Origin of the sequence: Streptomyces sp. NPDC047706 (genome assembly GCF_043204795.1) — a bacterium.
Taxonomy (GTDB): Bacteria; Actinomycetota; Actinomycetes; order Streptomycetales; family Streptomycetaceae; genus Streptomyces.
Window position 1 is genome coordinate 1 of sequence record NZ_JBIDCW010000019.1, and the last position, 14,695, is coordinate 14,695.

The 14,695-nt window shown below is 69.4% G+C and carries 6 protein-coding genes, 1 tRNA gene and 1 rRNA gene; 7 read left to right on the top strand and 1 reads right to left on the bottom strand.

What is annotated here, in order from left to right:
• The 3 genes from rrf to ACGF8A_RS22300 all read left to right on the top strand — a co-directional run.
• Window positions 1-94: ribosomal RNA gene (gene rrf, locus ACGF8A_RS22290) — 5S ribosomal RNA — on the top strand; the annotation flags it as partial.
• Between the two features lie 114 nt (window positions 95-208).
• Window positions 209-871, top strand: a complete 663-nt coding sequence (locus tag ACGF8A_RS22295) for a DegT/DnrJ/EryC1/StrS family aminotransferase (RefSeq protein WP_393111002.1) — start codon at window positions 209-211, stop codon at window positions 869-871.
• A gap of 96 nt (window positions 872-967) precedes the next feature.
• Window positions 968-1,040: transfer RNA gene (locus ACGF8A_RS22300), tRNA-Thr, on the top strand.
• A gap of 60 nt (window positions 1,041-1,100) precedes the next feature.
• On the opposite strand, the gene ACGF8A_RS22305 is transcribed toward ACGF8A_RS22300, so the two are convergent.
• Entirely contained in the window at window positions 1,101-3,866 is a 2,766-nt protein-coding gene (locus ACGF8A_RS22305) for a SpoIIE family protein phosphatase (RefSeq protein ID WP_393110767.1), read from the bottom strand.
• A gap of 401 nt (window positions 3,867-4,267) precedes the next feature.
• Between ACGF8A_RS22305 and ACGF8A_RS22310 the strand changes: the two genes are divergently transcribed.
• From ACGF8A_RS22310 to ACGF8A_RS22325, 4 genes are all read left to right on the top strand, one after another.
• Entirely contained in the window at window positions 4,268-9,712 is a 5,445-nt protein-coding gene (locus ACGF8A_RS22310) for a HAMP domain-containing protein (RefSeq protein ID WP_393110769.1), read from the top strand.
• A gap of 239 nt (window positions 9,713-9,951) precedes the next feature.
• On the top strand, window positions 9,952-10,629 hold the full coding sequence (locus ACGF8A_RS22315) for a two-component system response regulator (RefSeq protein WP_393110771.1): 678 nt from the start codon (window positions 9,952-9,954) through the stop codon (window positions 10,627-10,629).
• Between the two features lie 182 nt (window positions 10,630-10,811).
• Window positions 10,812-13,526: a DNA translocase FtsK gene (locus ACGF8A_RS22320; RefSeq protein ID WP_393110774.1), complete on the top strand. Its 2,715-nt coding sequence runs from the start codon at window positions 10,812-10,814 to the stop codon at window positions 13,524-13,526.
• 275 nt (window positions 13,527-13,801) lie between these two features.
• The gene (locus tag ACGF8A_RS22325) at window positions 13,802-14,641 is read left to right on the top strand and encodes a helix-turn-helix domain-containing protein (protein ID WP_393110776.1); all 840 of its coding nucleotides are present in this window, start codon (window positions 13,802-13,804) and stop codon (window positions 14,639-14,641) included.
• Window positions 14,642-14,695: the final 54 nt, after the last annotated feature.

The window sequence follows — 14,695 nt, forward strand, 5'->3', positions numbered from 1 at the left end:
AACGCCCGGTTACATTTCGAACCCGGAAGCTAAGCCTTACAGCGCCGATGGTACTGCAGGGGGGACCCTGTGGGAGAGTAGGACGCCGCCGAACAGTTATTAGAAGGGTTGGACCCGGAACTTCGGTTCCGGGTCCAACCCTTTTTTGTTCGGCGTCACTTGAAGTTCACGTTGCGCTACCACGATCCGCGGCATGGGTACTGCTGCAATGCTCAGGGCCGCCGGCGTAGGAGTCGGTGACGAGGTCATCGTGCCGGCCTTCGGGAACGTCGAGGTCTCCGAAGCGGTGAGCCTGGCGGGGGCACGCCCGGTGTTCGCGGACATCGACCCGGTGTCGTACTGCCTCGACACGTCCGCGGTCGAGGCGGCCGTAACTTCGCGAACCGCGGCCGTCGTTGTCGTACATCGATTCGGCCGCCCGGCGGATGTCCGGGGACTGCGTGGCGTGGGGCAGCGGAACGGGCTTCTGGTGCTGGAGCAGGGGGAGTCCGAGGCGCCGTCCGACGAGGTGGCGCAGCGGCGGCAGCGGGCCGCTTATCTGGATGCGAAGTTGAGGGGGTTGTACACGCCTGATGGCGGCGTGGGGCACACCTATCAGCAGTACGTGGTGAGGGTGCCCGGGAACGGGCGGCCGGACCGGGACGCGTTCGCACGGTCACTGCGCACAAGGGGAGTTGAGTGCTGGGTGCCGGTGAAGACGCCGGTGCACCGGTTGCCCGCGTTCCGGCAGTGTGTGTCGTTGCCGGAGACCGAGCGGGCCGCGGAAGAGACACTCGCGCTGCCCGTGGACGGTGCGTTGACGAAGCGGGACATGCAGAGGGTCGTATCCGCGTGCAATGCGCTGGGCGGACTGCTGCAGGCTGCCTTCTGATCGCTTCCTGCACGGGACGGTCTTTGTTGGGACCACCGGCCTGTTCAGGGTATGATCTCTTCCGTTGCCGCGAGGGAGACCTCGGCAAGGTGACCGGCCCCTATAGCTCAGTCGGCAGAGCGTCTCCATGGTAAGGAGAAGGTCAACGGTTCGATTCCGTTTGGGGGCTCGCACTGAAGAAGACCCTCACCCATTCGGGTGGGGGTCTTCTTGCTGTGCGGGCTGCTGTTCAGACGGTGGTCAGGCCGTTGTGGAGGCCCGGCACGCGCATCGCCAGGATGGCCATGTCGTCGGACGGCGCGTCCGAGGCGAAGCGTTCCACCGCGCGCATGATGCGGGCGGCGACCGCGCCGGCCGTGAGGCCGGTGCAGGTGGTGAGGACGTCGGCGAGGCCGTCGTCGCCCAGCATGCGGTTGCCCTCGCGACGCTCCGTGACGCCGTCCGTGACACAGAGGAGGACGTCGCCGGGGTCGAGGGTGACCGTCTGCTCGTAGAGGTCCAGGTCCTCCAGCACACCGAGGAGCGGCTGGGGTTCGGCGGCGGCTTCCACCGTGCCGTCCTGGCGCAGCCGCAGGGGGAGCGGGTGGCCGGCGCAGACCACCTTCAGCTCGGCGCTGCCGTCCTCCAGCGGGCGCATCTCGCCGTAGAGGAGGGTGAGGAAGCGGCTGCGGGCGCCCTCGTCGAGGATGGCGGAGTTGAGGCGCTGCAGAACCGCCGGGCCGCTGAGCCCCTCGCGGGCGAGGAGGCGCAGGGCGTGCCGGGCGAGGCCGGTGACGGCCGCGGCGTTCGGCCCCGTACCGCAGACGTCGCCGATGGCGAAGCCGTAGGCGCCGTCGCGGATGGGGAAGAGGTCGTAGAAGTCGCCGCCGACTTCGTTGCCCTCGCCGGCCGCGCGGTAGATGACCTCGACCTCGACGCCGTCGATCACGGGGAGTTCGGGAGGCAGGAGGCTGCGCTGGAGGGACTGGCTGATGGCCGTGCGCTCGGAGTAGAGACGGGCGTTGTCCAGGGCCAGGGCGGCTCGACGGGACAGGTCCTCGGCCAGTTCCAGGATCTCCTGGCGGAAGTGTTCGTCGGTGGGCTTGCCGAGGGTGAGCATGCCGATGACGCGGTTGCGGGCGACCAGCGGCAGCACGACCGTCTCGCCGCCGACCGCGGACGCCGTCGCCAGCGTCGTACCGATGCCGGAGCTGACCGTGGCGGGTTGGCCGAGGCCCAGGCTGCGCATCGAGGTGCGCAGGGCCGCCTGGTGGGCGGCTTCCGCCGGGGCCGACCAGACGCGGGCGCCGGGGGTGGGTACCGGGTCGGGCGGGGCGATCTTCGACAGCAGCGACTTGATGCCGTCGATGAGTTCCTCGTCCTCGTGCAGGACGTACGACAGGTACGGCTCGGAGGCCTGGTCGGCGATCGTGTAGACCGCGCACCAGGTGGCCAGCGTCGGGACCGTCATCTGTGCCATCAGGGCGAGTGTCTGGTCCCGGTCCAGGGTGCCGGCGAGGAGGTCGGATGCCTCGACGAGGAAGCTGAGCGAGCCGCGGCGCAGGCGTTCGAGTTCGCCGAGGCGGGCCGACTCCACGGCGAGGGCGATGCGGTCGGCGGCGAACTGGAGGCGCAGCGCCTCCTCGTTGGAGTATCGGCCCGCTCCCTCCGCGGCGACGCCGAGGGAGCCGGTGAGGCGGCCCTCGACCTTGAGCGGGACGGTGACGACGGAGCGCATGCCGGTGCCGTTGAGCAGTGGGACGGCGCCCGGGACGGCCGTGAGGTCGTCGTGGACGGCGGGCATGCGGGCCGAGCCGTAGCGGCCGGGGCCCGCCTCGACGGGGACGCGGGCGAAGCGCTGGCGGGCGGAGGGTAGGCCCGTGGAGGCGCGGACCTCCAACTCCGTCTCGTCGTCGGTGGCGAGGAGGAGGAACGCGGAGTCGCCGTCGAGCATGTCGCGGGCGCGTTCGACCGTGCGCTGGAGGAGGCCGTCGAGGTCGTCCGGGGCGGGGGAGCCGATGAAGACCTCGAAGGGGTCGGTGCTCTGGCCCTCGGAGGCGGTGGTCGTGTCGGACGCCGTGATGCGCATCGGCGTCTGCAGGACGGCCCGTTCGTGGTCGCGGACGAGGAGGCAGACGGTGGAGGGTTCGCCTGCGGTGTCGCGGACGCGGAGGTGCGAGGCGTACACCGGGACGACCCGGCCGCCGGCGTCGCGGATGCCGTAGCTGCCCTCCCAGCGCGACAGTTGCAGGGCCTCGGCGATGCCGGTGCTGGTGCCCGGGGTGTGCGGCCAGGCGGCGAGGTCGGTGAGGGGTTTGCCGGTGACCTGCTCGGCCTGGTAGCCGAAGAGTTCCTCGGCGTCCTCGTTCCAGGCCGTGATGGAGCCGCCGCGGTCGATCTGGATCACGGCGACGCGGACGCGGCCGTCGGCCGGCGGGAGCAGGTCGGCGGGGAGGGAGGGTCCGGCGGTGCGGGTGCCCACGGCGCGTTCGGGCAGGTCGAGTTGGAACCACACCTGTTTGTGTGTGGGCGTGTAGTCGACGCCCCAGCGGCCGGCGAGGGCCGCGCACAGCTGGAGGCCGCGGCCGCCCTCACGGTCGGGGCTGCCCATGTTGACGGCAGAGCCCTGGAGGGGGACTTCACGCTCCGGGTAGTGGTCGGCGACCTCGATGCGGACGCCGCCGTCGAGGCGCAGGCACAGGACGTCGGCGGTGGTTCCCGCGTGCACGACGGCGTTGGTGACCAGTTCGCTGGTCAGTACGACGGCGTCGTCGACGATGTCGGCGTACCCCCAGCCCTGGAGCGTGTCGCGGACGAAGGAGCGCGCGGAGGCGACCGAGCGCCCGACGGGCTCGAAGCTGGCGGCCGCGCGCGCGGTGATCACAAAACTCCTCGATCTGCTCTCGACGTGCTGGGCTGCGGTGCCGTCGAGCGGCTCGCGCCGTGTCTGCGACGGCAGGCCGCTGGTCGGCCGGGGGTCCGGGGGCTGGTCCCCCGGGATCAGTCCGGTGGTCATGTGTGCGGCCGCCCCTCCGATGCCCGCTCGTTGTCGTGCCACCGCCCAGGCCGGACGGAACCGGTGCGGCTGGACAGCCGCATGCAAGGTTACTTACCTTCGCGGTTCATGCGGATGCCGGTCTGCAGTGTTTCCGTCCGGAGGGTGTGCGGACGGTGTGCGAAGCTGCCGAACTGTTATGGCCTGGTTCGGCGGGGGTGAAACACTGGGCAGGCTTGTGGTGGAGGTACGGGCAGGGCGAGTGCGGTGCGCGTTCGGCGGGCAGCAGCCCCTGGTGCGGTCCGGTACCTCCTGGTGGGATTGACGGCCGGTACCACGGGTGCAGGCAGCAGTAGTGATCGATACGCCGAGCAGTAGAGCCGAGCACAGCAGTAATGGTCGACCCCTGCGGGAGGGACACAGTGGAGTCTGGCGCAGCGACGCGGGGCACGAAGCCGCGCGCGAAGGGCGGACAGTCCCCGAGCAGCCGGAACGGGACCACGGAGGTGGACACGGCTGCCCTGAACCGGTTGAAGGCGGCTCTGGTCTCGATGCGGGACGGCAACTTCCGCAAGCGGCTGACGGTGTCCGGGGACGGTGTGATGGCGGAGATCGCCGCCGTCTTCAACGAGGTCGCCGACCGAAATCTGCACCTTACGGGTGAGCTGTCGCGGGTGCGGCGCGTCGTCGGGCGTGAGGGGAAACTCACCGAGCGGCTGGACGCGGGGGCCTGCGAGGGGTCCTGGGCGGCCGCGATCGATGCCTCGAACGCCCTGGTCGACGATCTCGTATGGCCGGTGTCCGAGGTCAGCCGGGTGCTGTTCGCGGTGGCCGAGGGTGATCTGGCGCCGCGGATGGAGCTGCGGACGAACGCGCCCGACGGGAGCGGGCACCCGCTGCGCGGGGAGTTCCTGAAGGTCGGGCGGACCGTCAACAACCTCGTCGACCAGTTGTCGACGTTCACCGACGAGGTCACAAGGGTGGCCAGCGAGGTGGGTACCGAGGGCAAGCTGGGTGGGCAGGCCCAGGTGCGCGGTATGTCGGGTTCGTGGAAGGACCTCACGGAGTCCGTCAACACGATGGCGTACCGGCTGACCGCTCAGGTGCGTGACATCGCGCTGGTGACGACGGCCGTGGCGAAGGGTGATCTGTCCCGGAAAGTCACGGTTCACGTGGCCGGTGAGATGCTGGAGCTGAAGGAAACCGTCAACACGATGGTGGACCAGCTCTCGGCGTTCTCCTCCGAGGTGACCCGCGTCGCGCGTGAGGTGGGTACCGAGGGTGAACTGGGCGGGCAGGCGCAGGTGCCCGGGGTGGCCGGGGTGTGGAAGGAGCTCACCGACTCCGTCAACACCATGGCCGGCAACCTCACCGCCCAGGTGCGCGGTATCGCCGAGGTGACGACCGCGGTCGCCAACGGTGATCTGTCGCGGAAGGTGACCGTGCAGGCGCGCGGCGAGGTCGCCCAGCTCGCCGAGACGATCAACCAGATGACCGAGACGCTGCGGATCTTCGCGGACGAGGTCACGCGGGTGGCCAACGAGGTCGGTGCCGAGGGGCGGCTCGGCGGTCAGGCGAACGTGCCGGGGGCCGCGGGGACGTGGAAGGACCTTACGGACTCCGTCAACACGGTGTTCCGGAACCTCACCACTCAGGTGCGGGACATCGCCGCGGTGACGACGGCGGTCGCCAACGGTGACCTCTCCCAGAAGGTCACCGTGGACGTGGCCGGCGAGATGCTGGAGCTGAAGAACACCGTCAACGGCATGGTGGACCAGCTGTCCGCCTTCGGTTCCGAGGTCACGCGGGTGGCGCGGGAGATCGGCGACGAGGGTGAGCTCGGCGGGCAGGCGCAGGTGCCCGGAGCCGCGGGGACGTGGAAGGACCTCACGGACTCCGTCAACACGGCGTTCCGAAACCTCACCGGACAGGTGAGGAACATCGCCCAGGTGACGACGGCGGTCGCCAACGGTGACCTCTCCCAGAAGGTCACCGTGGACGTCTCCGGCGAGATGCTCCAGCTGAAGAACACCGTGAACACGATGGTCGACCAGCTGTCGTCCTTCGCCGACCAGGTCACGACGATGGCCCGGGAGGTCGGCACCGAGGGACGGCTCGGCGGGCAGGCGCGCGTGGAGGGCGTCTCCGGGACGTGGAAGGAGCTCACCGACGCCGTCAACTCCATCACCGGCAATCTGACCGCCCAGGTGCGGCAGATCGCCCAGGTGACGACGGCGGTGGCGCGCGGTGACCTGTCGCAGAAGATCACCATGGACGTGCGCGGGGAGATCCTGGAGCTGAAGAACACCGTCAACACGATGGTGGACCAGCTCTCGGCCTTCGCCGACCAGGTGACGCGGGTGGCCCGCGAGGTGGGTACGGAGGGCCGGCTCGGCGGTCAGGCGCAGGTGCCCGGCGTGGCCGGCGTGTGGCGGGACCTGACGGACTCCGTGAACGGCATGGCCGGCAACCTGACGGCTCAGATGCGGCAGATCGCCCAGGTCGCGACGGCGGTGGCGCGGGGCGACCTCTCGCAGAAGATCACGGTGGACGCGCGCGGCGAGATTCTGGAGCTGAAGAACACGCTCAACACGATGGTGGACCAGCTGTCCTCGTTCGCCGAGGAGGTCACGCGCGTGGCCCGTGAGGTGGGCACCGAGGGCAAGCTGGGCGGGCAGGCCGAGGTGCAGGGCGTCTCGGGCACCTGGAAGGACCTCACCCAGTCCGTCAACTTCATGGCGAACAACCTCACCGTGCAGGTGCGCAGCATCGCCCACGTCACCACCGCCGTCGCCAAGGGCGACCTGTCGAAGAAGATCACCGTCGACGCCAAGGGCGAGATCCTGGAGCTCGTCACCACCGTGAACACGATGGTCGACCAGCTGTCGTCCTTCGCGGACCAGGTGACGCGGGTGGCCCGCGAGGTGGGCACCGAGGGAATCCTGGGCGGCCAGGCGCACGTGCCGGGCGTCACGGGCATCTGGAAGGACCTCAGCGACAACGTCAACCTGATGGCCAAGAACCTGACCGTCCAGGTGAGGAACATCTCCCAGGTCGCGATGGCCGTCGCCAACGGCGACCTGACGCGCACGGTGACGATCGAGGCCCGCGGTGAGGTGGCGCAGCTCGCCGACACCTTCAACACCATGGTGAAGACGCTGAGTTCGTTCGCGGAGCAGGTCACCAAGGTGGCCCGTGAGGTCGGTACGGACGGCATCCTCGGTGGTCAGGCGCATGTGCCGGGTGTGGCCGGTACCTGGAAGGACCTCACCGAGTCGGTGAACCAGATGGCGTCCAACCTGACCGGTCAGGTGCGGAACATCGCGATGGTGACGACGGCCATCGCCAAGGGTGACCTGACGAAGAAGATCGACATCGACGCGCGCGGGGAGATCCTCGAACTCAAGACCACCATCAACACGATGGTGGACCAGCTGTCCTCGTTCGCCGAGGAGGTCACGCGTGTGGCCCGCGAGGTGGGCACGGAGGGCCAGCTGGGTGGTCAGGCGCGGGTGCGGGACGTCGACGGCACCTGGCGGGACCTGACGGAGTCCGTGAACGAGATGGCCGGGAACCTGACCCGGCAGGTGCGTGCCATCGCGCGCGTGGCGACCGCGGTGACCCGCGGCGACCTGAACCTGAAGATCGATGTGGACGCCTCCGGCGAGATCCAGGAGCTTCAGGACTACATCAACAAGATGATCGCCAACCTGCGCGACACCACGATCGCCAACAAGGAGCAGGACTGGCTGAAGGGCAACCTCGCCCGGATCTCCGCGCTGATGCAGGGCCGCCGCGACCTGGAGGACGTGGCCTCGCTCATCATGAGCGAGCTGACGCCGGTGGTCTCCGCGCAGCACGGGGCGTTCTTCCTGGCGATGCAGCCGGCCGACACCACGGGCGAGGACGAGCAGTACGAGCTGCGGATGCTGGGCTCGTACGGCTACTCGATGGGCTCCATGCCGACGTCGTTCGCGCCCGGTGAGGCGCTGGTCGGCACCGCCGCCCAGGAGAAGCGCACGATCCTCGTGGAGAACGCGCCCAGTGGCTATCTGAAGATCTCCTCCGGCCTGGGCGAAGCCCCGCCCGCGCAGGTCATCGTGTTGCCGGTGCTGTTCGAGGGCATCGTGCTCGGCGTGATCGAGCTGGCCTCGTTCACGCCGTTCACGCAGATTCAGAAGGACTTCCTCAACCAGATCGCCGAGATGATCGCGACCAGCGTCAACACCATCTCCGTCAACACCAAGACGGAGGTGCTGCTGAAGCAGTCGCAGGAGCTGACCGAGCAACTGCGTGAGCGCTCAGCCGAGTTGGAGAACCGGCAGAAGGCCCTTCAGGCGTCCAACGCCGAACTGGAGGAGAAGGCCGAGCTGCTGGCCCAGCAGAACCGCGACATCGAGGTGAAGAACACCGAGATCGAGGAGGCGCGGCAGGTCCTGGAGGAGCGTGCCGAGCAGCTCGCGGTGTCGATGCGCTACAAGAGCGAGTTCCTGGCCAACATGTCGCACGAGCTGCGTACGCCGCTGAACTCGCTGCTCATCCTGGCCAAGCTGCTCGCCGACAACGCGGACGGAAATTTGACGCCGAAGCAGGTCGAGTTCGCGGAGACGATCCACGGTGCCGGCTCCGACCTGCTCCAGCTGATCAACGACATCCTGGACCTGTCGAAGGTCGAGGCCGGCAAGATGGACGTCTCGCCGACCCGTATCGCGCTCGTCCAGCTGGTCGACTACGTGGAGGCCACCTTCCGGCCGCTGACCGCGGAGAAGGGCCTGGATCTGTCCGTGCGGGTGTCCCCGGAGCTGCCCGCGACACTGCACACCGACGAGCAGCGGCTCCTCCAGGTGCTGCGCAACCTGCTGTCGAACGCGGTGAAGTTCACCGACTCGGGTTCGGTGGAGCTGGTCATCCGTCCCGCGCGCGACGACGTGCCGCAGGCGATCCGGGAGCAGTTGCTGGAGGCCGGTTCGCTGGCCGACGCCGAGGCCGGGCTGATCGCGTTCTCGGTGACCGACACCGGCATCGGGATCGCGGCGAGCAAGATGCGGGTGATCTTCGAGGCGTTCAAGCAGGCGGACGGCACGACCAGCCGCAAGTACGGCGGTACGGGCCTCGGCCTGTCCATCTCGCGGGAGATCGCCCAGCTGCTCGGCGGTGAGATCCACGCGCAGAGCGAGCCGGGCCGCGGGTCCACGTTCACGCTGTACCTGCCGCTGTACCCGACCGAACTGCCCCCGCACGGATACCAGCAGCCCACGCCCGCGACCCCCGTGGCCGAACTCGCCGAGTGGCCGGAGCCGGCCGAGCCGGCGGTCGAGACGCCGGCCGAGGTGAAGTCGTACCGCGAGACGCAGAACGGGGCTGCCGCGCTCTTCCGGCGCCGGCGCAGGACCTTCCCCGCCGCCGAGCCGCGGGCGCTGCCGGCCCTGCCGGAGCCCTGGCAGGGCGGTGAGGAGGAGGCGGACACCCGCCCGCGCGTGAGTGTCCGGTTCGGGGGTGAGAAGGTGTTGATCGTCGACGACGACATCCGCAACGTCTTCGCGCTCACCAGCGTCCTGGAGCAGCACGGGCTGTCGGTCCTGTACGCCGAGAACGGCCGTGAGGGCATCGAGGTGCTGGAGCAGCACGACGATGTGGCGGTCGTCCTGATGGACATCATGATGCCCGAGATGGACGGTTATGCGACGACCACGGCGATTCGCCGGATGCCGCAGTTCGCCGGGCTGCCGATCATCGCGCTGACGGCCAAGGCGATGAAGGGTGACCGGGAGAAGGCGATCGAGTCGGGTGCGTCGGACTATGTGACGAAGCCGGTCGATCCTGATCATCTGCTGGCGGTGATGGAGCAGTGGATGCAGGACGAATGAACAGTGGGTGTCTTTGAGGGATTGCTGACGCAGAGTGTGCGAAGCCGTGTAGAAGTGCGGGATTCGGGGAACCTTCTGGTCCCCTGCCGCGTTTCTGCTAGGTGCACAGTGACATCGCGGTGACAGGGTGTGGCGACAAGCGGGGTGCGGCTACGATGACCGGCACGAGGATGGGCGGCGCAACGGAGTCGGCCCACGGGGCGGCGCCCGGTGCACTGCCGGGGCGAGGAGGGCGGGCCATGGTGCAGAAGGCCAAGATCCTCCTGGTCGATGACCGGCCGGAGAATCTGCTGGCGCTGGAGGCGATCCTCTCTGCGCTCGATCAGACGCTGGTGCGGGCATCTTCCGGGGAGGAAGCGCTCAAGGCACTACTCACGGACGACTTCGCGGTCATTCTGCTGGACGTCCAGATGCCGGGAATGGACGGTTTCGAAACCGCCGCGCACATCAAGCGGCGGGAACGGACCCGGGACATCCCGATCATCTTCCTCACCGCCATCAACCATGGCCCGCATCACACCTTCCGGGGCTACGCGGCCGGTGCGGTGGACTACATCTCCAAGCCGTTCGACCCGTGGGTGCTGCGCGCGAAGGTCTCCGTCTTCGTCGAGCTCTACATGAAGAACTGCCAGCTGCGCGAGCAGGCCGCGCTGCTGAGGCTCCAGTTGGAGGGCGGCGGCAAGGGCGCGGTCGGCGGCAAGGAGTCCGCCGGGCTGCTCGCCGAGCTGTCGGCGCGCCTCGCGGCCGTCGAGGAGCAGGCCGAGGCGCTGTCCAAGCAGCTCGACGACGAGTCCGCGGACGCGGCGGCGGTGGCCACGGCGGCCCATCTGGAGCGCAAGCTCACGGGGTTGCGCCGGGCGCTGGACGCGCTGGAACCGGGGGCCGGCGGGGCTCCCTCGGTGCCGTCGCAGAACTGACGGCGGATCGGGCCGAGTTGCCGCTCGTCCGCCCGGAGTTCACGGAGCCGTCCTGCGGCGGGCCCGGACAAGGCGCCTGCTCGTGAGTTCGCGTCAGTTTCGCGCCTGGGCAAGGGCGACACGAACGGGTGAAGCAGTGGGCACGCGTGTCCGCTGTCGTCTCCACCGGTAACCTCACACCTATGGCCTCACGTCCCTCCGCAGCCAAGAAGCAGCCCGCCAAGAAGGCTGCCGCTTCCGCGAAGGCTCCGGCGAAGAAGGCCGCCGCGAAAAAGGCGCCCGCGAAGAAGGCGCCCGCCAGGAAGGCTCCGGCGAAGAAGGCCGCGCCGAAGCCGGCGCCCAGCCCGACCGGGGGCGTCTACCGGCTGGTCCGCGCTGTCTGGCTCGGCCTGGCGCACGCCGTCGGCGCCGTGTTCCGCGGCATAGGGCAGGGCGCGAGGAACCTCGACCCCGCCCACCGCAAGGACGGCGTCGCCCTGCTGCTGCTCTCGCTCGCGCTGATCGTCGCCGCGGGCACCTGGTCCAACCTGCGCGGTCCCGTCGGCGACCTCGTCGAGATACTGGTCACCGGAGCCTTCGGCCGGCTCGACCTGCTCACGCCGATCCTCCTCGCGGTCGTCGCCGTGCGCTTCATCCGGCACCCCGAGCAGCCCGAGGCCAACGGGCGCATCGTCATCGGCCTGTCCGCGCTGCTCGTCGGCGTGCTCGGCCAGGTCCACATCGCCTGCGGCTCGCCCGCGCGCAGCGCCGGCATGCAGGCCATACGGGACGCCGGCGGTCTGATCGGTTGGGGCACGGCGACCCCGCTGACGTACGCCCTGGGCGAGGTGCTCGCCGTACCCCTGCTGGTACTCCTCACGGTCTTCGGACTGCTGGTCGTCACGGCCACGCCCGTCAACGCCATCCCGCAGCGGCTGCGGCTGCTCGGCGTGAAGCTGGGACTCGTCCGCGACGCCGAGGAGTACGAGGACGAGTTCACCGCCGACGACGCGCGCTACGACGAGCAGTGGCGTGAGGCCGTCGCCGCACGACCCCGCAGACGGGGGCAGGCCCCGCCGGCGTACGACCCGGACGGTCCCGAGCAGGAGGCCCTCTCGCAACGTCGGGGCCGTCCCAGGCGCTCGTCCGTGCCGCAGCCCGAGGGGGAGCGGCAGCGGGACGCCGTGGACGTCGCCGCGGCCGCCGCCGCCGCACTCGACGGCGCCGTGCTGCACGGCATGCCGCCCTCGCCGATCGTCGCCGACCTCACCCAGGGCGTCAGCGTGGGCGACCGCGCGGAGAGCACGCCGACCCCGACGCCGGTGCCGGCCGCGCGCCCGCGGCAGGAGAAGCTCGGCACCGGGGTCCCCGACCTCACCAAGTCGCCGCCCGCGCAGGAGCGCGACCTGCCGCCGCGCGCCGAGCAGCTCCAGCTGTCCGGCGACATCACCTACGCCCTGCCCTCGCTCGACCTCCTCACGCGAGGCGGCCCCGGCAAGGCGCGCAGCGCCGCGAACGACGCCGTGGTGGCCTCCCTGACGACCGTCTTCACCGAGTTCAAGGTCGACGCGGCCGTCACCGGCTTCACGCGCGGGCCGACGGTGACGCGCTACGAGGTCGAGCTCGGGCCCGCCGTCAAGGTCGAGCGGATCACCGCGCTCACCAAGAACATCGCCTACGCCGTCGCCAGCCCCGACGTGCGGATCATCAGTCCCATCCCCGGCAAGTCCGCGGTCGGCATCGAGATCCCGAACACCGACCGGGAGATGGTCAACCTCGGCGACGTGCTGCGGCTCGCGGAGTCCGCCGAGGACGACGACCCGATGCTGGTGGCGTTCGGCAAGGACGTCGAGGGCGGGTACGTCATGCACTCGCTGGCGAAGATGCCGCACATGCTGGTCGCCGGAGCCACCGGTTCCGGCAAGTCGTCCTGCATCAACTGCCTGATCACCTCGATCATGATGCGGGCGACCCCGGAGGACGTCCGGATGATCCTGGTCGACCCCAAGCGCGTCGAGCTGACCGCCTACGAAGGCATTCCGCACCTGATCACGCCGATCATCACCAACCCGAAGCGGGCCGCAGAGGCGCTCCAGTGGGTCGTACGGGAGATGGATCTGCGCTACGACGACCTGGCGGCGTACGGCTACCGGCACATCGACGACTTCAACCGTGCCGTGCGCGAGGGCAAGGTCAAGCCGCCCGAGGGCAGTGAGCGCGAGCTCCAGCCCTACCCCTACCTGCTGGTGATCGTCGACGAGCTCGCCGACCTGATGATGGTGGCGCCGCGGGACGTCGAGGACGCGATCGTGCGCATCACCCAGCTCGCCCGCGCGGCCGGCATCCACCTCGTGCTGGCGACGCAGCGGCCGTCCGTGGACGTGGTCACCGGTCTGATCAAGGCGAACGTGCCGTCGCGGCTGGCGTTCGCCACGTCGTCGCTGGCGGACTCCCGCGTCATCCTCGACCAGCCCGGCGCCGAGAAGCTGATCGGCAAGGGCGACGGGCTGTTCCTGCCGATGGGGGCGAACAAGCCGACGCGTATGCAGGGCGCGTTCGTGACCGAGGAGGAGGTCGCGGCCGTCGTCCAGCACTGCAAGGACCAGATGGCGCCGGTCTTCCGGGACGACGTCACCGTCGGCACCAAGCAGAAGAAGGAGATCGACGAGGACATCGGCGACGACCTCGATCTGCTGTGCCAGGCGGCCGAACTGGTCGTCTCCACGCAGTTCGGGTCGACCTCCATGCTGCAGCGCAAACTGCGCGTCGGCTTCGCCAAGGCCGGGCGGCTGATGGACCTGATGGAGTCGCGGAACATCGTCGGGCCGAGCGAGGGCTCCAAGGCACGTGATGTTCTTGTGAAACCCGATGAGCTGGATGGCGTGCTCGCCGTCATCCGTGGGGAGTCTGAAGGGTAGGCAAGTGGGTCACGCTCGTCGGCTCGCCGCACAAGGTTGTTCGATCGTGACTCACCCGTAAGGGATCATTGAGCAACCGTTTCCCCGCTTCGCACGTCAAGTTGAGGGAAGCGACAAACACCCGCCCCACCATTCGTCAAGCACCAAACCCGTCGTCGGGACGTCCGGCCATTCGGATGGCGTACAAAGTCTCTCCGCCGGGTTGCCCCACCCTTTTGCACCCCCCCTAGACTGAACCTCCAGCACAGGTGGCTACACGCTCGAAAGGCGCCCCCGTGTCCATCGGCAACTCCCCTGAAGACGAGCGTCCGTTCGAAGACGTTTCCGAGGAAGCCCGCCCCTCCATCGGCCGTGCCCTGCAGCAGGCGCGTATCGCCGCAGGGCTGACCGTCGATGACGTCAGTACCGCCACCCGGGTCCGCATCGCCATCGTGCACGCCATCGAGTCGGACGACTTCGCGCCCTGCGGCGGTGACGTCTACGCGCGCGGGCACATCAGGACACTGGCCAAGTATGTCCACATGGATCCGGCCCCGCTCCTCGAGCAGTACGACGCCGAGCGCGGCGGGGGCCCGGCGCCCACGCCGGCGGCGCCGTTGTTCGAGGCCGAGCGCATCCGTCCGGAGCGTCGGGGGCCCAACTGGACCGCGGCGATGGTCGCGGCGATCGTCGCCGTCGTCGGCTTCGTCGGGTTCACCCTGTTCAAGGGCGAGTCCGAGGACGGCTCCAAGGCGCCGGTCGCGGAGGGTGCCAAGCCCTCCGCAGGCAAGACCGCCTCGCCGCCGGCCGACGCCGCCAAGCCGACCGACCCCAAGCCCGACCCCACCGAGAGCGCCATCGCGGCCGCGCCCCGCGACAAGGTCACCGTCCAGGTCAGCGCCGTCGACGGCCGGAGCTGGATCTCCGCCAAGGACCACAACGGCCGGCTCCTGTTCGACGGCCTCCTCAAGCAGGGCCAGTCCAAGACCTTCCAGGACAGCTCCAAGGTCAACCTGGTGCTCGGCGACGCCGGCGCCATCCAGCTCTACGTGAACGGCAAGAAGATCGAGGACGACTTCCAGCCCGGCGCCGTCGAGCGCCTCACGTACACGAAGGGCGACCCGCAGGCCGGATAGAAGGACCCGCAGGGGCGAGGTGCGTACGGGGTTGGCCAAGATCGGCCAACCCCG